Origin of the sequence: Streptomyces sp. NPDC002730 (assembly GCF_042888805.1) — a bacterium.
In the GTDB taxonomy this organism is placed as follows: domain Bacteria; phylum Actinomycetota; class Actinomycetes; order Streptomycetales; family Streptomycetaceae; genus Streptomyces.
Window position 1 is genome coordinate 524,861 of the sequence record NZ_JBIAQG010000006.1, and the last position, 23,400, is coordinate 548,260.

Annotated in this window: 25 protein-coding genes and 1 pseudogene; 15 read left to right on the top strand and 11 right to left on the bottom strand. The window is 69.2% G+C overall.

The genetic code is table 11. The features are described from left to right. Positions 1-8: 8 nt before the first annotated feature. Both ACFYXH_RS18640 and ACFYXH_RS18645 read right to left on the bottom strand, forming a co-directional pair. Positions 9-107, bottom strand: a pseudogene (locus tag ACFYXH_RS18640) (IS481 family transposase); the annotation flags it as partial. After that, positions 104-1,351: an MFS transporter gene (locus tag ACFYXH_RS18645; RefSeq protein ID WP_389563823.1), complete on the bottom strand. Its 1,248-nt coding sequence runs from the start codon at positions 1,349-1,351 to the stop codon at positions 104-106. The gene ACFYXH_RS18645 and the pseudogene ACFYXH_RS18640, both read right to left, overlap by 4 nt. 123 nt (positions 1,352-1,474) lie before the next feature. Between ACFYXH_RS18645 and ACFYXH_RS18650 the strand changes: the two genes are divergently transcribed. The 6 genes from ACFYXH_RS18650 to ACFYXH_RS18675 all read left to right on the top strand — a co-directional run bounded on the left by ACFYXH_RS18650 (position 1,475) and on the right by ACFYXH_RS18675 (position 5,672). Continuing rightward, positions 1,475-2,443: a LysR family transcriptional regulator gene (locus ACFYXH_RS18650; protein WP_389563826.1), complete on the top strand. Its 969-nt coding sequence runs from the start codon at positions 1,475-1,477 to the stop codon at positions 2,441-2,443. A 217-nt stretch (positions 2,444-2,660) separates the two neighbouring features. Continuing rightward, positions 2,661-3,239 carry a hypothetical protein gene (locus ACFYXH_RS18655; RefSeq protein ID WP_389563828.1) on the top strand — a complete coding sequence of 193 codons (579 nt, stop codon included), beginning with the start codon at positions 2,661-2,663 and terminating at the stop codon, positions 3,237-3,239. Next, positions 3,236-3,547, top strand: coding sequence for a hypothetical protein (locus ACFYXH_RS18660; RefSeq protein WP_389563831.1), 312 nt, complete (start codon positions 3,236-3,238; stop codon positions 3,545-3,547). Before ACFYXH_RS18655 ends, ACFYXH_RS18660 begins: the two co-directional genes overlap by 4 nt. 207 nt (positions 3,548-3,754) lie before the next feature. Next, the gene (locus ACFYXH_RS18665) at positions 3,755-4,177 is read left to right on the top strand and encodes a GNAT family N-acetyltransferase (RefSeq protein ID WP_389563918.1); all 423 of its coding nucleotides are present in this window, start codon (positions 3,755-3,757) and stop codon (positions 4,175-4,177) included. A 259-nt stretch (positions 4,178-4,436) separates the two neighbouring features. After that, on the top strand, positions 4,437-4,673 hold the full coding sequence (locus ACFYXH_RS18670) for a chaplin (protein WP_389563834.1): 237 nt from the start codon (positions 4,437-4,439) through the stop codon (positions 4,671-4,673). Between the two features lie 387 nt (positions 4,674-5,060). Next, complete coding sequence (locus ACFYXH_RS18675; protein ID WP_389563837.1) at positions 5,061-5,672, top strand: hypothetical protein; 612 nt, start codon at positions 5,061-5,063, stop codon at positions 5,670-5,672. A 109-nt stretch (positions 5,673-5,781) separates the two neighbouring features. Here the strand turns inward: ACFYXH_RS18675 and ACFYXH_RS18680 are convergent, their stop codons facing one another. The 4 genes from ACFYXH_RS18680 to ACFYXH_RS18695 all read right to left on the bottom strand — a co-directional run bounded on the left by ACFYXH_RS18680 (position 5,782) and on the right by ACFYXH_RS18695 (position 9,994). Then, complete coding sequence (locus ACFYXH_RS18680; protein WP_389563839.1) at positions 5,782-7,581, bottom strand: choline/carnitine O-acyltransferase; 1,800 nt, start codon at positions 7,579-7,581, stop codon at positions 5,782-5,784. Between the two features lie 26 nt (positions 7,582-7,607). Beyond that, the gene (locus ACFYXH_RS18685; protein WP_389563842.1) at positions 7,608-8,453 is read right to left on the bottom strand and encodes a class I SAM-dependent methyltransferase; all 846 of its coding nucleotides are present in this window, start codon (positions 8,451-8,453) and stop codon (positions 7,608-7,610) included. Positions 8,454-8,522: 69 nt separating this feature from the next. Further along, positions 8,523-9,392 (bottom strand): arpA protein, encoded by an 870-nt coding sequence (locus tag ACFYXH_RS18690; protein WP_389563844.1) that lies wholly within the window; start codon positions 9,390-9,392, stop codon positions 8,523-8,525. 245 nt (positions 9,393-9,637) lie between these two features. Then, positions 9,638-9,994 (bottom strand): winged helix-turn-helix transcriptional regulator, encoded by a 357-nt coding sequence (locus ACFYXH_RS18695; protein WP_389563847.1) that lies wholly within the window; start codon positions 9,992-9,994, stop codon positions 9,638-9,640. Positions 9,995-10,149: 155 nt separating this feature from the next. On the opposite strand from ACFYXH_RS18695, the gene ACFYXH_RS18700 reads away from it, so the two are divergent. Both ACFYXH_RS18700 and ACFYXH_RS18705 read left to right on the top strand, forming a co-directional pair. Beyond that, entirely contained in the window at positions 10,150-10,800 is a 651-nt protein-coding gene (locus ACFYXH_RS18700; RefSeq protein WP_389563849.1) for a GNAT family N-acetyltransferase, read from the top strand. A gap of 43 nt (positions 10,801-10,843) precedes the next feature. Further along, entirely contained in the window at positions 10,844-11,686 is an 843-nt protein-coding gene (locus tag ACFYXH_RS18705; RefSeq protein WP_389563851.1) for an MOSC domain-containing protein, read from the top strand. Positions 11,687-11,708: 22 nt separating this feature from the next. Here the strand turns inward: ACFYXH_RS18705 and ACFYXH_RS18710 are convergent, their stop codons facing one another. After that, a complete protein-coding gene (locus tag ACFYXH_RS18710; protein WP_389563854.1) occupies positions 11,709-13,043 on the bottom strand; it encodes a glycoside hydrolase domain-containing protein in 1,335 nt (444 codons plus the stop codon). Between the two features lie 277 nt (positions 13,044-13,320). Continuing rightward, on the bottom strand, positions 13,321-13,590 hold the full coding sequence (locus ACFYXH_RS18715) for a hypothetical protein (protein WP_389563857.1): 270 nt from the start codon (positions 13,588-13,590) through the stop codon (positions 13,321-13,323). A 122-nt stretch (positions 13,591-13,712) separates the two neighbouring features. Between ACFYXH_RS18715 and ACFYXH_RS18720 the strand changes: the two genes are divergently transcribed. Further along, a complete protein-coding gene (locus ACFYXH_RS18720) occupies positions 13,713-14,075 on the top strand; it encodes an arsenate reductase family protein (RefSeq protein ID WP_362675715.1) in 363 nt (120 codons plus the stop codon). 165 nt (positions 14,076-14,240) lie between these two features. Here the strand turns inward: ACFYXH_RS18720 and ACFYXH_RS18725 are convergent, their stop codons facing one another. Continuing rightward, on the bottom strand, positions 14,241-14,717 hold the full coding sequence (locus ACFYXH_RS18725; RefSeq protein ID WP_389563860.1) for a carboxymuconolactone decarboxylase family protein: 477 nt from the start codon (positions 14,715-14,717) through the stop codon (positions 14,241-14,243). Between the two features lie 47 nt (positions 14,718-14,764). Here ACFYXH_RS18725 and ACFYXH_RS18730 point away from each other — a divergent pair, with 47 nt between their 5' ends. Both ACFYXH_RS18730 and ACFYXH_RS18735 read left to right on the top strand, forming a co-directional pair. Next, positions 14,765-16,207 carry a PLP-dependent aminotransferase family protein gene (locus ACFYXH_RS18730; protein WP_389563863.1) on the top strand — a complete coding sequence of 481 codons (1,443 nt, stop codon included), beginning with the start codon at positions 14,765-14,767 and terminating at the stop codon, positions 16,205-16,207. A gap of 95 nt (positions 16,208-16,302) precedes the next feature. Further along, a complete protein-coding gene (locus ACFYXH_RS18735; RefSeq protein WP_389563865.1) occupies positions 16,303-17,025 on the top strand; it encodes a hypothetical protein in 723 nt (240 codons plus the stop codon). Between the two features lie 119 nt (positions 17,026-17,144). Here ACFYXH_RS18735 and ACFYXH_RS18740 read toward each other — a convergent pair whose 3' ends face one another. Then, positions 17,145-18,059, bottom strand: coding sequence for a Gfo/Idh/MocA family protein (locus ACFYXH_RS18740; protein ID WP_389563867.1), 915 nt, complete (start codon positions 18,057-18,059; stop codon positions 17,145-17,147). Between the two features lie 181 nt (positions 18,060-18,240). Here ACFYXH_RS18740 and ACFYXH_RS18745 point away from each other — a divergent pair, with 181 nt between their 5' ends. The 4 genes from ACFYXH_RS18745 (at position 18,241) to ACFYXH_RS18760 (ending at position 22,998) form a co-directional block, all read left to right on the top strand. After that, complete coding sequence (locus ACFYXH_RS18745) at positions 18,241-19,737, top strand: hypothetical protein (RefSeq protein WP_389563869.1); 1,497 nt, start codon at positions 18,241-18,243, stop codon at positions 19,735-19,737. After that, the gene (locus tag ACFYXH_RS18750) at positions 19,734-20,915 is read left to right on the top strand and encodes a hypothetical protein (protein ID WP_389563871.1); all 1,182 of its coding nucleotides are present in this window, start codon (positions 19,734-19,736) and stop codon (positions 20,913-20,915) included. The genes ACFYXH_RS18745 and ACFYXH_RS18750 overlap by 4 nt, the downstream gene beginning before the upstream one ends. Before the next feature lie 88 nt (positions 20,916-21,003). Further along, positions 21,004-22,023: a glutamine synthetase gene (gene glnII, locus ACFYXH_RS18755; protein ID WP_389563874.1), complete on the top strand. Its 1,020-nt coding sequence runs from the start codon at positions 21,004-21,006 to the stop codon at positions 22,021-22,023. A 390-nt stretch (positions 22,024-22,413) separates the two neighbouring features. Further along, a complete protein-coding gene (locus ACFYXH_RS18760) occupies positions 22,414-22,998 on the top strand; it encodes a winged helix-turn-helix domain-containing protein (protein ID WP_389563876.1) in 585 nt (194 codons plus the stop codon). 155 nt (positions 22,999-23,153) lie between these two features. Here the strand turns inward: ACFYXH_RS18760 and ACFYXH_RS18765 are convergent. Beyond that, on the bottom strand, positions 23,154-23,400 hold a 247-nt coding region (locus tag ACFYXH_RS18765), incomplete at its 5' end, for an RCC1 domain-containing protein (protein WP_389563879.1).

Here is a 23,400-nt window from a genome sequence, read left to right on the forward strand (position 1 = left end):
ACGCCCGACCCCATCTCCGCGGCAGCATGCGCGACCGGGCGGGTGCGACAGCGCTCGATGAGCCGGCGGCGCCCTTCCGGGGTGAGCAGGGCGTTGCGGTGAGTCATTCGACCCGGACGTCTTCGGCCGACGCGGCGGGCTCAGGGGCGGAGAAATGTATCCGTTTGGGCAGCAAGAGCGGGGTGGCGAGCAGGAGAACGCCGGACATGGTGATCGCGGCGAGCGGGCTGGTGAGTGTGGCGAGAATGCCCCAGATCACCATCAGGGCAGCTTGTAGGAGTTTGCTGATGGCACTCCATGTACTGAGGATTTGGGCGGTGTGATCCGCGGGAGTCCGTTGCAGGCGTTCTGTTGCGTAGATCGGATTGAAGATGCCCATGCAGGTGATCAGCAGGCCCTCGACGATGATCACGGTGAGGAGTCCGGGGATGCCGGGATGGACGAACGTGAGACCGAGTGGGAAGAGCGATCGCAGCCAGCCGGAGACGATCATGACCCGGTGCCGGCCGTAGCGGTTCACGAGGCGCGCGGAGAGGCGGGCGCCCACGAAGCCGCCGAGTGCCGGGATGCCGAAGGCAAGACCGTATTGCCAGGCCGGGAAGTGGTACTGGCCCAGCAGGAGGACGGACAGGAGCGGGACGGTGGCCATGATGAGGCCGCCGACCAGGATTGAGTTGAGGAACAGGCGCCTTAGTGCGCGGTCGCGGAGGATGAACCGCCAGCCGCCAAGAAGGTCGGCTCCGCGCAACCTGGTGGCCCGGTCGCGGGGTGCCGCGACGTCGCCTCCGCGGATGCGGAGGACCCCGAGCGCGGACAGCAGGTAGCTGAGGGCGTCGGCCATGACAGTGATGACCGGGCCGAGCAACCCTATGAGTGCACCACCGAGGGGCGGGCCCGCCGCGGTCGCCACCCAGCTCGTGCCCTCGAATCTCCCGTTCGCCACAAGGAGGTGATCGCTACGGACGAGATACTTCAGATACGCGCCGGATGCGGCAGTGAAGGCGATGCTCGCGGTCCCGGAGATGACCGAGACGACCAGCAGTTGGCCGTATGAAAGCAAGCCGAGGACGTACGCGATCGGGACACTTGCCATCGCGACGAACCGGATCAGGTCCATCGCGATCATCACCGGACGCTTGGCCCGGTGCTCAACCCACGGCCCGAGCGAGAACGCAACAATCGCCGCGACGGCAAGCCCGGCCGCCTCCAGGAGCGACACGGCGAACGCCGGCGAGTGCAGCACTCGAACCGCGATCAGCGGGAACGCGCCGAAGGCAATCCACGTACCGTATGTACTGACGGCGTAGGCCGACCACAGCCAACCGAAACTGCCCCCCAACTGCACGCGCATGCGACTCCCTCGCGACAACCGATGTTCGGGTCTCTGAATCACACCGGCCGTACCGTCGCGGGATCAAACAACCGACTCCCGGGCGAGCCACAACCATCAGTTGGGCACCCGTATGCTGGATCAATGGAGACCGAGGCGGTGCGATCGTTCGTCCGCGCGGCCGAGCTCGGACAGCTGCAACACGCGGCCGACGAGCTCGGCGTAACGCAACAGGCCGTGTCGAAGCGGATCGCAACCCTCGAGCGCGAACTCGACGTCCGGTTGTTCACCCGCACCGCCCGAGGGGTCGAGCTGACACTCGACGGCCAAGCTTTCCTCCCGCACGCCCGGAACATCATCACGGGTGTCGATCGCGCCATCACCGCGATCAGACCGGGCTCGCGGGCCCTGCGGATCGACGTTCTCGGCCTGCGATCCGCGCAGGCCGTCGTCCTGCACGACTATTGGCGGTCGCATCCCGAAACCGACCTCGACGTGGTGACCCTCAGGGTCAACGACCCGCGCGTGGCGGTCGCCGCCGTCCAAGCAGGCGATATCGACGCCTCGTTCCGCTCGGTCACCGACCCGGCCACACTGCCGCGCGACGTGCAAATGATCCACGCGTTCGACTCCCCGCTGGAACTCCTCGTCGGCCCGAGGCACCCCCTCGCCTCCGCACGAACACTGACACCATCCCAGTTGCGCCGGCACCGGATCTGGGTGCCGGGTATCGCGCCGCGAAGCGAATGGGCAGAGTTCTACGATCAGCTCGCCACCGACTTCGACCTCCGCATTGACGCCGCGGGCCCGAACTTCGGCAACGAGGTACTCCTCGACATCCTCGCGGACTCCGCAGACGTGGCAACCCTCGTAGGCTCGCGCGACCGGTACATCTGGCCGACGAACCACGACCTACACCGCATCCCGATCGTGAATCCGACGCTCGCATACCCGCTCTCGCTCATCCTCCCCCGAGCGAATCCACACCCAGGACTCCGGGCAATCATCAACCACTTCGGAACCCTGGCACCGCTCCCCGAGACAGCCTGGCTCCCATCCTGGGCAACGACACCACGCCGCAGCGACGGAAACATCGAACACACCCGACGCTAACGGTCGCTTGCCGGCCGGCTGAACCCCATGTTCGACTGCCGGGGCTGCTTGGCTACTCACCTGGATCTGAGTAGCCACCCCCACGCGCCGCGTGTCCCCGGCCCTCTAATCTCCGCACCATGAGTTCCGTTCAGCCTGCCACCTGCACCTTCCGTCCCGCTTCGATGTGGCGCGTCTCTCGCGTGGCCGCCACTACGGCCGGCGTGGGGGCCGACGCATGCTGAAGAAGCACCCCGTTCGTTCGATTCTGTGGCTCATCGGCGTCCTGCTCGTCGTGGCCATGTCCGTGACCGTGGCCGTGACCTGCCAGCGCGTGTGGAACGGGGAGCCATATCCGGCGAGCGACCCTGACCAGGTCGCCACTCGGCTCAAGCAGGAAGCCCAGCGGGTGTACGACGAGGTGGCCCTGCCCGGGCCGCCCGACGTGAGCTCCCGCGTGGAAACGGGCACCTGCTACTACCGCGGGCTGCGGTCCATCGCCCACATAGACGAAGGCCGCAGCGACGTGCGCAGCTTCGGACTCGAATGGCGTGTGACGGACGTCCCAAGGAACACCGCCCGCACCGGTCAGGAGCGCGTACGCAGCCGGCTGGAGCAGGAGGGCTGGAAGCTCACCAGCGAAAACATCTCCGACATGGGCTTCAGGTTCGAGCGCCCAGACACCGACGACGTGGTCGATGTGGACTGGTACCAGCCCACCGGAACGCTCGCCGTCAGCATTTTCGCCCCGTGCGGGAAGCTCCCGGACGGCTTCGACGAGTACGAATGGCCGGAGTCCGAGTGGAGCCCCAAGTGACGGCCACGCAGGGGCGCACCGGCACCTGCTCGCTGCTCCTGGGCGTCGGCGCCGTGGCCATGTTCGGATGCCCTTGGCTGCCGTCCGCCGTCTCGTCGTGGATCCGGATCTTCCCCGTTTACCTGATCGTGCCTGTCGGGATCTGTGCGGTCGTCTCCGGCGTGGGGGCTCTGCGTGACATGCGGGGGGAGGAGGGGGCTGACCGCCACCGCGCGCGGGCCGGAATTGTTCTCGGCTCGGTGGCCATCGTCGTGCCGGTGGCCGTCGTCGCCTGGGCCTGCTGGGTGCTCAGCGACACATATGGATGACTGAGCGGAGAAACCTGAGTAATCCGAAGCCCCGAACCCACGGCGGCGGGGCCGGGGTCTGGGCCGGTGGACGGTCTCTGTCAGTGATCGTTGATGGGCCGCGATCTCGAATCCGGATGCGTGAGGATCACTCATCTGCGATAGTCGCGCGCTGTGAACAGTGCTGAGCTTGTCTTTCGGCGTGCGGATGACTCTGATGCGGCCGACATGGCCGACGTGTGGCTGCGTTCCTTCACCGCTGCGCTGCCGACCGTGCGCCGCGCGCACAACGACGATGAGGTGCGGGACTGGTTCTCCTACGTGGTCGTGCCTCAGTACGAGACCTGGGTAGTCGTCGCCGAGGGCGCCGTGGTCGGGCTCCTGGTACTCGATGGCGGAGAACTGGAACAGCTTTACCTCGATCCGTCGTGGCGCGGCCGGGGTGTGGGCGACCGGTTCGTGGAGTTGGCCAAGCAGCAGCGGCCCGATGGGCTGGGGTTGTGGACGTTCCAGGTCAACGGACCAGCGCAACGGTTCTACGAGCGACACGGCTTCATCGCAGTTGAGCGCAGTGACGGACTGCGCAATGAGGAACATGAGCCGGACATTCGCTACGCCTGGCAGCCCCAGGAGTATGACTCACCAAGGTGATTGGTCATGCGGCCACCGCCAGGGGGCGTCCGCCCCGGCGGATGCCCTTTTCGAGGGACCAATCGTGGTCCGTAAAATCGCAGTCTCCCAGTCCTCTCCGCCAATGGCAGCGGCAACGGCTCATGCGCAACCCCGAGCTGAACTGTGGGCCCCGGTCCTGCTCGTTCACCGACTCGCCCACCAAGGAGTGAACGACTCGGTCACACAAGGCAAGTGTTATCGGATGAGTTGGCACGACCTCAACCGATAGGAGATCAGCATGAAAATCCGATCAACGGTTGCCGCAGCCGGCCTGGTTGCCTGCGCACTCCTGGGCGGCGCCGGTGCCGCCGTCGCCGACAGCGGGGCCAAAGGCGTCGCCGCAGGCTCCCCGGGCATCGTCTCGGGCAACGTGATCCAGGTTCCGGTCCACGTCCCGATCAACCTCTGCGGCAACACCATCGACATCATCGCGCTGCTGAACGAGGCATCCGGCAACACCTGCGTCAACGACTGACAAACCGCCCCGCCTGTGGTGCCGCGCAATGCTCCTCGCGGCACCACACCACCGCGTCCGAACCGAAACGCCCCAAGGCGTACCGGAGTACCCGAAAAATCTCCGTCGCCGAGGCTCGCATACTTCGACGGTCCCGGTGCGCGACCAGGCTCAAGTACACGCAATTCGCGGGCTTCTGCCTACGCGGAGCGGCTCGGATCGGTGCCGATTGGCCGCGCGCCCCCAACTGCGTATCAGGGGACGAAAATCAGCTCATCATGAATATGTCGATTGCTCCGAGTTATCGAAAATCGGCGCGTTCCAGTCGTGCGTGACGATCGATCGGCCGCGTACGGGCCAAGCTCACCCTTGGGTTCGGACAAAACGATTGAAACAAGGAGCAAGTGCATGATTCCTGACAACAGGACAGGGTCCGTGCTGGAGCCGCTGCCGCGTCGAGACAAGTGGTTGGCCGGCAGCACGATCGCCTCGCTTGCGCTGGTCGTGGCGGCCGGAGTGATCAGTCCCGTCGCGGCCGCGGCTCAGAGCACGGGCGAGCGCGTGAGCGCGTCGAGCGGTCCGGGCGGCGTACTCGATGCGTGCACGGACGTGTCGCAACGCGGCGGCAAGGACAACTGCAAGAGGGGAGCGACGGGTCCGACGGGTCCGACGGGCGCGCAGGGTGTGCCGGGTACGCCGGGCGGGCCGACGGGTCCGACGGGCGCGCAGGGTGTGCCGGGGCCGACCGGCCCCACAGGTCCCGCTGGTGTCGGCGACACCAATACATACTTCGGACCACTCGTCAGCGTGCCTGCGGGTGGTTCCAACCAGAGCACAGCCCAATGTCCGGCCGGCCAGGAGGCGGTCTCCGGCGGTTGGTACACCCCCGGCGCTGGGATTGTGCCGGGTATCTCCTGGCGGACCTCGACCACCACCCCCGACGACAGCTGGCAAGTCGTCGGCGACAACCCAACCGGCAGCGCCAAAAGGATTCAGGCCATCGCGTATTGCTCGCCCTGACGGCGTAGCGCAACGCAGCATGCGGACCTCAGCCGTGTGTGGGGGCCGACTCCAATAACGAGTCGGCCCCCCGGGCTTGGTCAGCCCGCCTCGGCCCGTCCCGGGCCGTTCAGTCCTCGGACCCCTCGGACGACACCAGCTCCCGCAGTTCGGCCACCGCCTCCCGGAGCCGGTCGGCGAACGTCCGCATCTGCTCGGCCACCGCCAGCGGCGTGCTCAGGTAGAGGTTGAAGCGCTCGGGCAGCAGCACATACGCCACACCGATGCACCGACTGCTGGTCGAGCCGAAGCCGAAGTACTGGATGTTCTCGGACGGTGCGGAGCTGGTGCTCAGGTAGTCGTCCCGCATCGTCAGCCAGCCCGGCGTCCGGTACAGCGCGGGCTGCTCGGTCACCCCGAGCTCAGCCCCGCGCCGCCGCTGGATCAGCTCCAGCTCCCACAGGTGCTGCTCGGGCACCTGCCCCGCCTGGCACTCCTTCGCGCGCGCCACATGGCCCTGGGCGGCGGCCCGGAACGCGACGCGCCGGGTGTCCGCGTCCGTCGCCGGGTCGTCCATCGCCGCCACGAACTCCCGCATCTCGGGGGTGACGACGCGCATCGCCTCGGTCCGCCCGTGCCGGTACTGCCGGGTGGCGATCGACTCGTATGTGGCGCCCAGATGCCCCTTCGCGCGCTGGTGGGCGAGCTGGTAGGCGACCTGGACGAATGCGTCCGGCGACACCCCCAGCGCCTTGATCGCGCTGCTGCCGAAGCCCGCGAACGACACGGTGCTGGTCGCGGTGTTCTGCCCGTACGCCGCGAACGCGTCGGCGGCGGAGCGCACCTGGGCCCGCAGGGCGTCGTCCAGCGCGAACACGATCGGCTCCAGCGCCGGCAGCCCCTGGGAACGGGCCCCGGACTGCTGTGAGTGCTCCTCGGCCGGGTTGCTGAGCAAGGCGTCGGTGAAGCTGAGGATGGTGGTCCCGTCCAGCTCGCAGTGCTCTACGTTGATGCCCGCCCGGCCGTCGGCGAAGACGATGAAGGACACGGCCTTGTCGAACCAGCGGTTGCCGCGGTCGCCGTACAGCAGCTGGTCGCAGGTGTCCTGGGTGTCCGCGGGTGCGAAGTCCTCCAGAGCCACGCAGAACAGCGCGGTCTCGACGTCGTCCAGTGCGTCGGCGTTGCGGGGGTGGCAGGCGAGGAGGGACTCGCGGGCGGCCGCCCACTCCGCGCGGGCCATGGTGGTCAGATGGCCCACCGAGGTGTCCGCGCCGGCCGGCTCGGCGCCGGACTTCATCACGGCGCGCAGCCCCGCCTCGAGGTCGTCCAGGCTGTGCGGGACACCGTCCGAACCAAGCACGTCCAGCCGGAACATGTTGCCCCGGAAGAACACCACGATGTGCCGGGCGTCGGACGGGCCGGGCCACTGGTCGGTGTAGGGCGCGCGGACGGTGTCCTGCTGCGCGCCGGGGATCCGGGTGGTGGAGAACAGGAACTTGTTCTGCACCATCGACTGGGGCGCTCCGCGCTGGACCACCGGCGGAATGAGCTCCTGATCGAGCTGCCGCTTGTAGTTGAGAGCCCCGGCGATGAGCCCGGCCGCCCGCTCCACCTGCGCCTGGCCGGAGTCCTGGAACAGGAAGAAGAAGTTGGCGTTGAGCGCGATCCGGTCCCGGCGGCCCAGGTAGCGGTAGGGCCAGAAGGTGTCGAGCCAGCTGTGCACGCCCTCCGTGGCGTTGTACTCCTCCAGCGCCGCGTGCAACACCCGGCCGGAGCCGTCCGGCCGGAGGAAGGCGGCCACCTCAGCCTCGGTCGCCGCCCGCTCGTCGGCGCTCAGCAGCGGCGCCGACCAGGCGAGAAACCTCTCACAGCTCGCCTCCAGAGTGGGCAGGGGCACGCGCGGCAGGCTGTCCTCCTGGGCGAAGGTCACGTTGCCTGCTACGTCCTGACTGATCTTCAATTCCGCTCTCGATTCGGATCGTTGGGACCTGGGATGTCGTGGGGCCGGGAAAGGAAGAGCTGTGCGTACATCCAGCCTTCCGCTTCCAGGCCCCGCGCATCCACTCCGGCGGCCGACATGCGCTCGAGTACGAGCGCCTGTTCCTGCGAAGAGGCGAACCGCCGCTGCTTGAATACCTCTTCGACACGAATGGTCCGGTAGCCCAGCCCTGCCAGTGCGCGCTCGACGGGATCGAACGGGAACATCCGCAGCACGAAGTGCGCCATCCAGGGCCGGCGGGTGCCCTGTGCCTCGATGACTCGCCCGAGCGTCCGCTCGGTGACATAGCCGAGGCAGCCCGTCGAGATCACCAGGTCCGTCCCGGCGAACTGGGCGCGCTGGCGCGGTGTGGGCTCGTGGTCCTCCAGGTCGGCGTGCACCGCGTCGTCGAGGAACCCGGCCTCGAGCGCGTAGGACAGCGCGCTGCCGGAGGTGTCGAGGCCGACAAAGCGGATGGGCTGGGCGGGTCGGCGCGAGCGGGACAGCTCGCGGTCGCGGGCCAGCAGGGCTTCGCGGCTCTCCCCCTCGCGATCCTCGTCGTCGTAGCGCGCGTACAGCTCGTCCATTGTCGCGTCGTACTTCAGCAGGGCGGCGTTGATTCCGTACGAGCAGCCGATGTCCAGCACTTTCGGCACCGTGACGTGCTGGGACTCCCGGTACTCCTTGATGAGCTTCGCGAAGTATGGCTTGGCCTGTTGCGGAACGCAGTAGCCGAGCGGGCGCAGTAGGCGGAAATAGCTGCGGGGATCGGGCTGGGTGTAGATGTGGTCGAGCGAGACTTTTCCGGTCGCGTCGAAACGCACAGGGGTTACTCCTCGGTCGATCTCAGAGTGGGGAAACGGCCTGCGACGACTGCACTCCCTCGCGGTCTGCTAATCCAGCAGTCGGTCGCCCCGGACGGCCCGGCCCTCGGCCGCCAGGTGCTCGGGCAGTACCCGGCCGAAGAGCTGCCGGGTCCGTGCGACGCTGCCGATGACTCCGGGGCGCTCGCTGTACGCGAATATCGCGGAGTGGCGCGCGACCTCGCCCCGCACGGGGCTCACCCGGTGCAGCGAGTAGCGGCCCTTGAACAGCTGCAGGTCACCAGGTTGCAGGGAGAGGCGCCTGGTCAACCGCTCACCCCGGCCGTCCAGTACGTCCCGGACGTCGTCGAAGCTCTCGTCGTGCGCGGACCTGATGTTCGGGCAGTATTCGAAGACGCCGCCGTCCTGCGCCTGCCGGGTGAGCATGCTCACGGTGAACTCGTTGGTGTCGAAGTGCCAGGGGTGCTCCATACCTGGCGCGACGACGTTGAGAACCAGCCCGGAGAGCGGGTCGGCCAACTCGTGCAGCTGCGGCAGTCCGAAGCAGCGGGCGACGAAGCGCTGGAACACCGTGTGCGAGTAGAGCAGGCTGATGAGGGAGTCTGCGGGGACGCGGTCCCGCGCGACGAACGCGTTGCCCCGCTGGAAGGTCCTCCGGCCGGGGTGGTCCTCCGGCAGAGCCGAGTCCACCGCGATGTTGTAGACGTTGACCGTTTCGACGTCGAAGTGTGCCCGGGGGGCGATGGCCGAGCACTCCTGTTGCAGGACATCTCGGAGCGACGGGCGGATGAAGTCCGGCAGCACGGTGCAGCCGAGTGTCGACAGTTCGCGCTGGGCACGGGCAACCACTGCCTGTCCCTCGGCGCTCTCGAGTTCCGGCAGTGGATACCGAGCCGTGTCGACCACCTGGTCGAGCGTCATGGCTTCCAGAGTGCTCATTCGATCCTCTCCACGTACGGGCAGACCGTCTCGAGCCGGATGCCGCCGCCGGCCCGCGGTTCCGCCTCCGGCGCCCTCGCGGGGCGACCGATGCGGTCCGTCGTGCCGTCCGGCCCTCATCCTCGGCTCTTCAGCAACTCCACTGAGGAGTAACACAGTTGAAACTCCCACAGCACCGCCGAGTTGTCTGTGACACGTCACACTGCGCAAGTGCGGCACACGGATTCCGCGAGGAAGCTCGGCGCCTAGGGCTGTGGCTGGTGAGTGTCCACCGAGCCCGCGAGTATGTTCTCCCGTCCCCAGGCGCCGAGCGGCGCCAGCGCGTCGTTGAGTGAGACCCCGAGCGAGGTCAGCGAGTACTCGACGCGAGGCGGTACCTCGGCATGGACCTCGCGATGCACAATGCCGTCCGCCTCCAACTCCCGCAGATGAGAGGCGAGAACCTTCTCGGTCACGCCCGGCACCAGCCTGCGCAGTTCGCCGAAGCGGCAGGTCTGTTCGTTGAGCGCCCAGAGGATCAGCACCTTCCACTTCCCGCCGACCACATCCATCGCCGCGTCGATCCCGCAGACATACGCCCCTGGTCTCCGTACGGTCCCCATGCCCCACCCCTCCCGCCCGCTTGCCCCGGGGTAACTACCCCCTCGGAAGTGCATACTTGATCGTTTCGGGGCCTGCGGCAAGCCTAATCGGTATGGCATCGCACTAGTGCAAAACAGGATTGCGGCTAGTGCAGAAAATGGTTACGGTTCGAGCCATGCCTGCCCAGACACCTTTGCCTGTGACACTGACCGGCCGCCATGTGCGCCTCGAACCGTTGACGATGGAGCATCTCGGCGACCTCTTCGCCGCGGGCGGCGGAGACGACGAGGTCTGGCGCTGGCAGGGCGGCCCGACGCCGCACACGCAGGACGAACTCGGCTCCAAGCTCGGTGAACTGCTTGAAGCCGCGGAGCACGGCACGTACATACCGTTCGCCGTCATCCATCGCGCGACCGGCCGGGCGGTCGGCTGGACCACGTTCATGGACGTCGACGCGGAGAACGAGCGTCTGGAGATCGGCTGGACCTGGTACGGGCGCGCGTCCTGGCGCACGGCGGTCAACACCGAGGCGAAGCTGCTGTTGCTGACGCACGCCTTCGAGGAGCTGGGCATGGGGCGCGTCCAGTTGAAGACGGACCATATGAACCAGCGGTCGCAGGCCGCCATCGCGCGTCTGGGGGCCCGGCGCGAGGGTGTGCTGCGCCGCCACCGCCGACGCCCGGACGGTACATGGCGGGACACCGTCTACTTCTCCCTCCTCACGGAGGAGTGGCCGGCCGCGAAGGCGCGCCTCAGCGCCCGGCTCCGACCTGCCGAGTCACGAGGCGGCGATCCGGCGGAGGCGGTGACCGTCTCGGGGCCTTGACCGGAGGTCGCCACGCCGCAGCGTGCACGTACGATCGACCGGCATGGGGATCACTGTGCAGAAATTGACGTACTACCCGGTGAAGGGCTGCGCCGGTACGGAAGTCGACTCTGCCCGGGTCGGCGAGACGGGGCTCGAGCACGACCGTACCTTCATGGTCGTCGACGCCTCGGACGGTGCATTCCGCAGTCAGCGCACGCTGCCCGCCATGGCCGCGATCCGGCCCGAGATCGCCGACGGGGGTGCGTCACTGCGGCTGTCCGCCGACGGGGTCGAGAGCGTGCTGCTGGCGGTCGACCCGGACGGCGAGCGGCGGCCGGTGAGCATGTTCGGGCGGGCCGTCGGGCAGGGCGCGGATCAGGGGGATGCCGCCGCGGAGTGGTTCTCCGAGGCGCTGGGGGCGAAGTCCCGGCTGGCGCGGGTGCCTTCGGACTTCGACCGCGACGGCTGGGGCGAGACGCCGGGCAAGGTCGGGTTCGCGGACGCGCATGCCGTGCTGGTGGCGTCTCAGGCGTCGTTGGACGGACTGAACGCGCGGATCGCGGAGCGTGGCGCGGCTCCGGTGCCGATGGACCGCTTCCGGCCGAACATCGTCCTCGACGGCTGCGCGGAGCCGCACGCCGAGGACGAGATGCGACGGCTGGAGATCGGGACCGTCCGGCTCGCCTACGCGGTCCGGGCGATGCGATGCGGTGTCCCGCTGGTCGACCAGCTCACAGGGCTCCGCGTCGGCCCCGAGCCGATCCGTACGCTCGCGACGTACCGACGGGAGCCGGAGTACCAGAACAAGGTCAGCTTCGGTATGAAGGCAGCGGTCCTGCGACACGGGACGTTGAGCGTCGGCGATGCGGCCGTGCCGACGTGGGCGCCCGGGGCGGCTGCCTGAGCGATCGCCCCGGGCATGTACGTCAGCAGCGCGGAGCCGGCTTGCTGTAGGTCGTGTTGCTGGGCGTGGCCACGTAGTAGTCCGAGACATAGCGGTCGTTGTCGAGCCGGTCCCAGATCTTGGTGGTGCCGACCGCCGAGCCGGACCGCTGGCAGACCATCCACGCCAGAGACCCGTTGGGGGACGTGCCACGGACGGCGGACGAGGTGCCGGCGCCCGTGTGCTCGGCGAGGCCGCCGGCCGCGGTGGTCTGGTAGGGGTACGTGCAGCGCGGCAGCGGGGCGCTGTATCCGGTGTTGGACGGGGTGCTGACGTAGTAGTCGGTGACGTAGGTGCCGTCCGAGAGCTTGTCCCATACGGCGGTGGTGCCGACGGTGGAACCGGGCGCCTGGCACACCACCTTGAGGGCGGATCCGGGCGCGTGCGACGCGGCGGCGGGGTAGCTGGTCGAGGGGCCGGTGCGGGCGTTGAGCGTGGTGGAGCTCGTCACTGTGTACGTGTACGCCACGGTGGCGACCGGCGCGTCGAGCCGGTCGGTGTCGATGTTCATGGTGACGCCGCCGTAGGTCTCGTCGTGATCGCCCTTGAACTGCTTGGCCCGCTGGTGGACCGCCCACTTGGAATCGGCGATGCCGGTCCAGCCCTTCAGCGAGTCGACCCCGTCGAAGCGGGCGATCCACAGCGCGTCGGGACGGGCGTAGGAGGTGGACGTGAAGACGTCGGAGAGCTGCTTCGCACCGAAGTTGAGGTTCATGTAGACGCCCGAGACATAGCCGACCCGGTGCAGTTCCTTCGTCCAGGCGGAGACGAACGCCAGCACTCCGGACCGGCATGTGGCGTCGGTCTGCGTGTACTGCTCGATGTCGTTGTAGACGGCGCTGCCGGGCTGCATACCCAGCGCCTTCGCCTTGGCGACGGCGTCGGCGGCCGCCGCGGTGCCCTGGCCCCTGGCGGTCGCGGCGGCCCGGCTGATCTTGGCGTCGGTGGGCCTGCCGCCGCAAGGCGGTTGCAGGCCCTTGTAGATGGGCAGCAGACGCCACTTCAGCGCCGATACGGACGTCACCCATGACGCGGTCAGTGCCGGCTGGGCGCAGGTGCGGCTTATGCCCCCGATGTACACACCGACAGCGCGGTACGGGGATGCGCTCCACGCCTGGATTGCCGACAGCGGCGGTGCCGTACAGGTGTCGAAGGCCAGTCCGGAGTACCGGGTTGCGCTCGCTCCCGCGGGATAGGCGACCGGTGTCGACGGTTCGGCGGCGACGGGCGGAGCGAAGGCGAGCGCGGCGCCGGCGCCCAGCACGCCGGCCGCCGCGAGGACAAGGAATCTTCGAAGGGTGCGGTACGGATGGGACATGACTCCCCCAGGGCAGCTCGAACTGAGTGGGACCAGAATGCCCCAATGTGCGCCAACTGCACCCTATGCCGTTTGAGTTGTTACGAGGAGCTTGCGGCCGGGCGAGTCACCGTTGCCGGCAGGCGGCGCGAGTGCCCCGAGAGCCTCGCCGAGGCATCCGGTCCGCGCAGCTTCCCGAAGACGTGCGCGTCCCGCCGCCGTCACCTCGGGTGACAGCGGCGGGACGCGGTTGTTCGGCTTGTTCAGCTGTTCGCGCTGTTCAGCTTGTTGAGTCTGTTCAGCGGCCGTAGCGGATCAGTGCCCGCACCATCCGGCACGTCGTGTCGGACGGCGGGTGGACCCCGACGCGTTCCGCCGTCGCATGTATCTTGCGGTTGTCTGCGGTCGCCGGGTGATAGACGCCCGAGTCCAGCAGGGCGATCGCCAGGCGCATGGCCTTCAACCGGCGGTTGTGGGACACGTACCACTCGCGCGGCTGTCCGGCCGGCAGTGGCTTCTTCTTCAGCGGCTTGTACACGGGCTTCGTCGTGAGTGTGGCAACGGCCATCGGCAACCTCCTGGCGCGGTGGCGGGACCATCCCGAACTACTGTTCATTCTACTGCCCACCACTGACAATCGCCGCTGGCCAGACGGTGTTTGAGGGGTGGTCGAGCCAGTACGGTGGGGGCATGGAGATCTGGATCAATCCGGCCTGTTCCAAGTGCCGCAGCGCCATCGACCTTCTCGACGAGGAAGGCGCCACGTACACCGTCCGGCGCTATCTGGAGGACGTGCCGAGCGCGGAGGAGATCCGGGCCGTCCTCGGGCGGCTCGGGCTCGAGCCGTGGGACATCACGCGGACCCAGGAGGCCGCGGCGAAGGAGCTGGGGCTCAAGGACTGGGCGCGCGACGACGGTTCGCGCGAGCGGTGGATCGCGGCGCTCGCGCAGCACCCCAAACTGATCCAGCGGCCGATCATCACGGCTGAGGACGGGACGGCCGTCGTGGCGCGTACGGACGAGGCGGTACGGGACGCACTCGGCCGGTCCTAGGACGCCGGGGACGACTCGCCGCTGAAGGCTCCGGCGCGGGCGGCGTGGTAGGCGGCTTCGGCACTGGTGTGGACGAGGCGGGCGTCGATGGGGCGCCGGTTGATGAGGAGCCGCCCACCGCTCTCCGACTGTCACCGCTCTCCGGCCGTCACCGCTCTTCAGCCGTCACCGCTCGTCCGTGCCCGCCACCTTGCCCGTGGCCAGCGCGATCCGGTTCCAGGTGTTGATGGTGAAGATCAGGGCGAGCAGGTGAGCCAGCTCCTGCTCCTCGAAGTGGGCCGCCGCGTGGGCGTACACCGCGTCCGGCACTCCGCCGTCCGCGACCAGGGTGACCGCCTCGGTCAGGGCGAGCGCCGCCTGTTCCTTCGCGGTGAAGAAGTGCTTCGCCTCCCGCCAGACGGCAGTCATGTGCAGGCGCTCCTCGCTCTCGCCCGCCTTGCGCGCGTCGGCGGTGTGCATGTGCAGGCAGTACGCGCAGTGGTTGAGCTGCGAGGAGCGGACCTGGACCAGTTCGACCAGCGTCGGGTCCAGGCCCTCGCGGGCCGCGGCGTCCAGGCCGATCACGGCGCGGAAGGCCTTCGGGGCCAGCTTCGCGAAGTTGATGCGGGCGGTGGTCGGGGTGTTGATCTCTGTCGTCGTCATGTGTACGAATCTAGGGGCTCAGGCGACCGGCAATGGGGTGCATTTCAGTGGCAGATTCATGGGTCAATTTGGCGGAGATCCTGGGTGCGGATCTGCATCTGGAGCTGACGGGTCCGGGCAGTCGGCGCGCCGTTCTGATGCGGGCCCTGCGCGAGGGCGTCAGGAGCGGGCGACTGGCCCCGGGTACGAAGCTGCCGCCCTACCGCTCCCTCGCCGCCGACCTCGGGATCGCCCGTAACACCGTCGCCGACGCGTACTCCGAGCTGGTCGCCGAGGGATGGCTCACCGCGCGCCAGGGTTCCGGGACCCGGGTCGCGCAGGGGACCTGCCCGCCGCCGGGCAGGGGAGAGGTCGCGCCGGTCGCTCCCGTACGCAGACAGCGCACTGCGGCCAGAACCGTCCGGCCGACGTACGACCTCGTGCAGGGGCAGCCCGACCCCTCCGCCTTTCCGCGCGGAGCATGGCTGGCCTCCGCGCGGCGGGCGCTGACCACCGCGCCGCACGATGCGTTCGGGCCCGGCGATCCGCGTGGGCGGGCCGAGCTGCGGGAGGCGCTGGCCGGGTATCTGGCGCGGGTGCGCGGGGTGCGGACCGATCCGCGGCGGATCGTCGTCTGCTCCGGGGCCGCGCACGCACTGCGGCTGATGGCGGCGGTCGCGGGCGGACGGTGGGCCGTGGAGTCGTACGGGCTGCCCTTCCACCGCGGACTGCTGGCCGACGGCGGCATACGCACCACACCTCTGCCGGTCGATGAACACGGCGCCCGGATAGGCGAGTTGGGCGCGGTGGACGCCGTGCTGCTGACTCCCGCGCACCAGTTCCCGACCGGCGGTCCGCTGCATCCGGAGCGGCGCGCCGCCATCGTGGACTGGGCGCGGTCGACGGGCGGGCTGGTCCTGGAGGACGACTACGACGGCGAGTTCCGCTACGACCGTCAGCCGGTGGGAGCGGTGCAGGGCCTCGACCCCGACCGGGTGGTGTTGATGGGGTCGGTGAGCAAGAGCCTCTCCCCCACCCTCCGCATCGGCTGGATGGTGTTGCCCGAGCACCTGGTGGACGAGGTGGTGGCGGCGAAGGGTGAGCGCGAGCAGTGGTCGAGTGCCACGGAGCAGCTCACGCTCGCGGACTTCATCACCTCGGGGGCGTACGACCGGCATGTGCGGAAGATGCGGCAGCGCCACCGGCGCCGGCGCGACCAGCTGGTGTCGGTCCTGGCGGAGCGGGCGCCGCAGGTGCGCGCGACCGGGATCGCGGCGGGGCTGCACGCCGTGCTCGAACTTCCGGCGGGGTCCGAGCGGGCCGTGGTGAAGGCGGCGGCCTGGCAGGGGCTCGCCGTCGAGGGGCTCGCCGACTACCGGCACGCCGATTTCCCCGCGGACGGGCGGGACGGACTGGTCATCGGTTATGCGACACCGCCGGAGCACATCTACGCCGGGGCGCTGGACGCGCTGTGCCGGGCGCTGCCGCCCGTTGAGCAGCAACAACCTTAAGGAAAGTTAAGGAAGTTGTAGGTGAGAGTGCTGAGAAGAACGGAATGGCTACTCGTACGTAACGGCACACGGAACCCACCCGACAGGAGTCCCACGTGTCACGCAAGAAGACCCTCAGCGGGAAGAAGAAGATCGCTCTGCTTGTCGGCGCCGCCGCCCTCGCAGGCGGTACGGCGGTGGTGATGACTGGCACCAGTCAGGCGTCGGTGGCCTGCGACGGACTGGTCACCGCCCTCCAGAACAACGAGAAGTTCATCGCCGACCAGCGCGCCAATCCGGATGCGCAGTCCGAGGCGCGGATCGCCAACCGACAGGCTGTCATCGAGCAGATCAAGCGGCAGCAGGAAGCTTCCGGGTGCGAGGTCGGCGGCGGTGCCGGTGGTGGTGGCGAGGCCGCGCCCCCGGCCGAGTCGCAGCCCGCCGCACCGCCCGCCGAGTCGCAGCCCCCCGCCGGTGCGGGCGATGGCCAGGGCGCCGGGGACCAGGCGGGCGGCGACCAGGGCGCCGGGGACCAGGCGGGCGGCGGCCAGGATGCCGGCAACCAGGCAGGCGGTGACCCGGGCAACGTCGGCGAGGTCGTCTGCGCCGGCTCGACCGTGACCCTCTCCGGCGAGGGCGGCGCCCCCGCCGCCTCCAGCAACCAGTTCCCGGTCGGCACCACCCTCAAGGTGACCAACCTCGACAACAACAAGTCGACGACGGTCAAGGTCGCCTCCGTCTCCGGCAGCTGCGCCCTGCTGAACAACGCGGCCTTCGAGCAGGTTCGTGAGCCCGGCAAGTTCCTCATCCGCAAGGCGCGGATCGAGCGCGTCGGCTGACGCTGACGGATTCCAGGACGGTGCCGTTCGCCTCCTCACGGCACCGTCCTGGCCATCGCGCTCACCGACTGAGCACCAGCTCACAGCTCTGACCACGCACAGCACCACAGCTCACAGCTCTAACCACGCAGCAGAAGCTCCGCCTCCGCCTGCGCCAGAATCTCGGTGAGCCGCAGCCCGAACCGTACGTCGCAGTCGTGCGCCCGCCCTGTCCGCGCCGACTCCAGCAGCGCGTCGACGGCCGCCTCGAACGAGCGGAGCGCGTCGCCCCAGGCCGGCAGCACCGCCGCCCCCCGATCGCCGACAAGTTCGATACTCACGCCCGAAGCCTTCACCGGCGCGCTCAGGCTCAGCGTCGCCGTGCTCGACGCCCCGGACTCGTGCCGCAGCACCAGATGCGCGGTGTCGACCGGGCCACGAGCCGCGGTCACCTCCGTCACATCGCCGAGCACCGGCAGCAGTACGGACAGCACATGCGGGCCCACATCCCACAGCCCGCCCTTCTCGCGCCGCCACGGCGAAGCCGCGTACGGGCTGTCCCCGCCGGGCGCGTACAGCGAACCGAGCCACCGCGCATGGGCCGTGAACCAGCCGTCCACCCTCGCCTGTTCGGCGATCCAGGGCGCGGTTTCGGCGGCAAAGCGCAAGGTGCAGAACACCACCGACGCGACCCCGGCCCTCGCCGCCGCCTCCGCCGTCTCACGCGCTCCGGCCACCGTCGTCGCGACCGGTTTGTCCAGCAGCAGGTGGCAGCCGGCCGCGGCCGCCCGCGCCGCGAGCGGCGCCTGGACGTCCGGCGGCAGCGCGAAGGCCACCGCGTCGCAGGCGGCGAAGAGCGCGTCGATTCCGTCGTCGCCGGAGTACGCCGTCGTGTCATGGGCGGCGGCGAGCACGGCGGCCGCCTCGGCCCGCCTCCCCCACACGCCGGCGAGCTCGACATCCGGATGGGCGGCGAGCGCGGGGGCCTGGGTGCGCTCCGCCCAGGGCCCGGTCCCGAGGAGTCCGATACGCAGCTGCTTCGCGGGCTTCGTCATGCGGCCCAGTCTGCCCCGTGGAGAAAAATGCCGGGGAACGCGAAACGAACGGTGTTACGTTTTCGGAGCCGGCCGCGGGACTCCGGTGCGACTTCCGGGACTTGCTTCTAACGCAGTGATTTCGCTGTTCGCGCCCTCATTCCCCGGTCGGCTTCCGTCTTTGTACGTATGGGGAGAAGCGATGGCGGAGACCGCCGGGACCGACGCTGAACCGACCATCGAGACGCACGCCGATCTGGTCGCCGCCGAGGATGTGCTCCTGTTCGTGAACGCCGCCGTGACGTCGACCGGACAGCGTGAATTCCGCTCCGACGCGTACGCGCAACAGCTGTCGCTCTCCTTCCTCCATGAGTACGTACGGGTCAACTACCGGTCCGTGTACGCCGCCGCGCTCGCACTCGACATCAACGACCACAACGCCGCCCGGATCGTGGAGCAGCTGCTGCGCACGGCGGGCGAGGCGAGCGACGCACAGAAGCGGACGGAGGGCCGGCTGATAGCGGCGCGGCTGGCCGAGCTGCCGCCGCAGCGTGTCTACCGGCTGTTCCGCACGCTGCGCGCCGCCAAGGTCAACAACCGCCGCACCCGTGCGATCCTGCGCGACTGGCTGGCTGCGCGGCCCGATCTCGGCCATGACGCGGTGAAGTACCCCAGCGGTCTGAAGACCGCCGTTCGCCATGCCCATCTTCCTTTCGGAGAAGGCGAGTTCGCGGGCGGCGAGTTCGGCGACTTCCTGTTCCGTCCCGGCCGGCGCGCCCGCTACGAGCACGCCTTCCTGGACGCGTACCGCCGCGCCCACTTCGAGCAGGTCGCGATCTACGATCTGCCGTTCACCGTCGCCGAGGGCTTCGCGGCGAAGCACGGCATCCCGCGCGGGGCGTTCCTGGAGCGGATCGCGCCGCGTATGACCCGGCTGGAACGGCTGCGTACGCAGCGGGCCGGGACGAAGACCGACCTCGGCGTCATGCCGCTCACCCGCCTCGCGCTGTACGTCCTCTCGCTCGAGGTGGCGGAGCGGGTGCGGCGGCGTGCGGAGCTGACCGGTGCGCTGCGGGCCGCGGCGCTGCGTGCGGCGGGGCCGTATGCCGGGACGTGGGGGCGGGTGTCGGCCGTGCTGGACGACAGCTATTCCGCATCCGGTTCGGGCGTCAAGCGCCGCCGTCCGCTCGCGGTCGCGCTCGGCTGCCATTTCCTGCTGGAGGCGCTGGCCGGTTCGTACCGCGCGCACTGGACCTCGGGAGCGGCCGATCCGCTGCTCGTACGCCCCTGGGGGCCGACCCCGCTCGGCACCCGGATCCTCGATGCCCTGGAGGACTCGCCGGACCGGCTGGTGATCGTCTCGGACGGCTGGGACAACGCGCCACCGGGGCTGGCGGGCGAGGTGCTGCGGGTCTGGCGCACCCGCCTCGACCGGGACCGGAGGACGAGTGTGGTGCATGTGAACCCTGTATACGACGCGGACGGTTTTGATGTGCGCCGGCTGGCGCCGAGCGTGCCGACGGCCGGGATCCGCGACGCCGAGGATCTGGCGGCGCTGGTGGAGATCGCGCAGTTCGCCGAGGGGCGGACGGGACTCGCCGAGCTCCAGGCGTATCTGGACCGCCGGACGGACCGTTTCCTGGACCGACACCACCAGGACTGCCACCACCGGGACCGACGCCTGGAGGGGGCGCGATGAACAAGCTCGACATGACCGGGCTGACCACCATGCCCGCGCAGGTGTGGGGCGGCATCCGGCTGGTGCCGCTGGTGCGCGAGGAGCCGGTGGACGGGCTGCGGCTGCACCACGAGATCTACGGCGGCTACGGCGACGTCCAGGTCGGCCCTCGTACGCACTACCTCTCCTACATCCCGCACGGCTTCGTCGCGGACTGGTCGGGCGAGGGCGGCCGGTCCGCCGCGTACGGAACACAGTTGGGCGACGCGCGGCCCGCCTGCGTCCCCGTGCGCCGTCACCACAGGATGGCCAAGCGCCGCTCCGCCAAGGGCAGCACCGAGGACCGGCTGCGTTTCCTCCCCCTCCATCTCGCGCTGGAGGGATATCTGGCGCTTCACTTCGGCGGCCCGTCCGTCGTCTGGGACGAGTGGTCCCAGCAGGCGGTACGCCAGGGCCTGTCGCCGCGCGCCGAGGACGCCTACGCGGGATGGCAGGTGCGCGGCCTCGGCGATGCGCTGCGGATCTTCGAGATCCACCCGGGCCAGTGCGGTGTGCTGGTGTACGCCGCGGACTCGCTCGCCGCTGCCTTCGTCGTACCGCACCCCGCCGACTACCGCGCCCTGCACCCGTCCCTGATCGAGGATCTGTACGGGGAGCTGGTGCATCAGTACGCGTACTTCGGCGGACCGGTTCCCGACTTCGAGGCGCGCATCCGCGACAGCCCGTATCTGCGGACGATCGCCGATCTGCGGGCGGCGGCCCGCGCGCAGGAGCGCACCTGGGCCGAGGACCACGACACGCTGTTCGCGGGCCGGCTGCTCGACCCGTCGTACCTCTTCGAGCGCGTCTACCGGATGGGCTCGTTCAGTCTGTGGCGCTTTCTGCCGCCGTTCCGGCGCGGCGAGCCGGAGCAGCACATCGGCGAGGTGATCACCGACCACAAGGGCCGCGTCGCCTATCTCAAGACCTTCCGGCTCTCCGAGGCACAGGTCCGGCGCGGCCATCTGCTGAACCGGCTGCACGACCACGACTGGCACCTGGGCCGGACCGCCGAGGCGCTGGGCACCAGCTATCTCGATCTCGTACGCCGGATCCGTGCCGCGGGCTTCGAGTCCCTGCTCAACGAGCACGGCGTCGCGCTTGCGGCCGCGGCCGAACCCGCTCACGGACGGACAGCTCCGCCCGCCTGTTCGGCGTAACGTGGGGTTCACAAACGGGCAACGGACGGGAAATCCCGTATTGCGAAGCTGCGCCCCATACCGCTGCACCCGCAAAGGATGAGGCCCCGTGACCTTCAAGGCTGAGTACATCTGGATCGACGGCACCGAGCCGACCGCCAAACTTCGCTCGAAGACGAAGATACTGGCGGACGGGGCCGAGCTGCCCATCTGGGGCTTCGACGGGTCCAGCACCAACCAGGCCGAGGGCCACGCATCCGACCGCGTGCTCAAGCCGGTCTTCTCCTGTCCGGACCCGATCCGCGGCGGCGACAACCTCCTGGTCATGTGCGAGGTCCTCAACACGGACATGACGCCGCACGAGTCCAACACGCGTGCCGCGCTCGCCGAGGTGGCGGAGAAGTTCGCCGCCCAGGAGCCGATCTTCGGCATCGAGCAGGAGTACACCTTCTTCAAGGGCTCCCGCCCGCTGGGCTTCCCCGAGGGCGGCTTCCCGGCCGCGCAGGGCGGCTACTACTGCGGTGTCGGCGCCGACGAGATCTTCGGCCGTGACGTCGTCGAGGCCCACCTGGAGAACTGCCTCAAGGCGGGCCTCGGCATCTCCGGTATCAACGCCGAGGTCATGCCCGGCCAGTGGGAGTTCCAGGTCGGACCGCTGGCGCCGCTGGAGGTCTCCGACCAGCTGTGGGTGGCGCGCTGGCTGCTGTACCGCACCGCCGAGGACTTCGAGGTCTCCGCGACGCTCGACCCAAAGCCGGTGAAGGGCGACTGGAACGGCGCGGGCGCACACACCAACTTCTCGACGAAGGCGATGCGCGAGGGGTACGACGCGATCATCACCGCCTGCGAGTCGCTGGGTGAGGGCTCCAAGCCGCTCGACCACGTCAAGAACTACGGCGCGGGCATCGACGACCGCCTCACCGGTCTGCACGAGACCGCCCCGTGGAACGAGTACAGCTACGGCGTCTCCGACCGCGGCGCCTCGGTCCGTATCCCGTGGCAGGTCGAGCAGGACGGCAAGGGCTACATCGAGGACCGTCGTCCGAACGCCAACGTCGACCCGTACATGGTGACGCGGCTGATCGTCGACACCTGCTGCACCGCGCTGGAGAAGGCCGGCCAGGTCTGATCGCGCTGCCATGCCGCACTCACGAGGGCGTCCGCCGGTCCCGCCGGTGGGCGCCCTTCGGCGTGGATCGCGCCGAGTGACCGTCAGGTCCGTATCAGCGTCCGTATCAATGCGCGTATCAACGTCCGTATCAACGTGCGGAAGGCCACTGCTGCCACCGGACGACATCTGCTTCAATAGGGACATGGCCAGCTTCCAGCACATCGCGACAGGTCGCAGCGACCTCGAGCCGTTCTGGCCTTCCCGGCAGCACCATGACTTCGACCGGGTGTGTTGCCGCGCGGTGAACGCGCAGGCCCTCTAAAGCCGCTCACCCCGGTCTTCGGCCAGCGCGCACGACGTCCGTCCTCTCGACTCGACGACTCCTCCGCGCGAAAGAGCTGACCTCTCATGGCGAACTCCCGTTCCTTTTCCGCCGTACCCGCCGTCTCCGCTGCGACCGCCGTCAATCAGAATCCGATCAGTCCGGGCCGGCACCGGCTGCGTGCCGTCGACCGGGACGAGGTCGTGACCACCGGGCAGGTGGTGGACTTCCTGCCGCCGGGCGCCACTTGGCTTCCCGCGCCGCAGCACACTCTGCCCACCCTGCCGGGCCAGCCGCCGATGATCGGCTATCTCGTTCTCGTACCGGCCGATCAGCAGCCGCCAGCCTCTCTGGTGCAGTCTCCCGCACCGGCCCGGGCCGAGGAGAGCGCCGGACCGGTGTCGATCGACAGCGTCCAGCGCACCGCCCTGGTGGACGGGCAGGTGCTGGACCTGACCTACCTCGAGTTCGAGCTGCTGGCGCATCTGGTGGCGCATCCGCACCGGGTGCACACCCGCGACCAGCTGGTGACCACCGTGTGGGGCTACGGGCATGTGGGCGACGGCCGGACCGTCGACGTCCATGTCGCCCGGCTGCGCCGCAAGCTGGGCGCCGAGCGCCGCCGTACGATCCAGACCGTACGGCGGGTCGGTTACAAGTACGCGCCCTGAGCCAGGCCTGTTCCGGGCGACGTCCGCCCGGTCGGGTCGACGAAGCCCTCGTAGCTGCGCTACGAGGGCTTCGGTCGGTTGGTGCTGCCAGGAACGTCAGCGGCGCGCGGCCACGGGGGCTGGTCGCACCGGTGGGTGCAGGAGCAGACCCGGCACTACGAGGACTGGGGCACCTTGATGGGGCGGTACCGGTCGGTGGTGGTGCCGTCACCGAGCTGGCCGTTGTCGTTCCGGCCCCAGGTCCGGACGGTGCCGTCCCGCACCAGCGCCACGGAGTGGTTGTCCCCGCCCTCGACCGCCGTCACCTGGGACAGCCCGACAACGGTCACCGGGAGGAGGTGGTCGGTGGTGGTGCCGTCACCGAGCTGACCGAAGAAGTTCCAGCCCCACGTCCTGACCTTG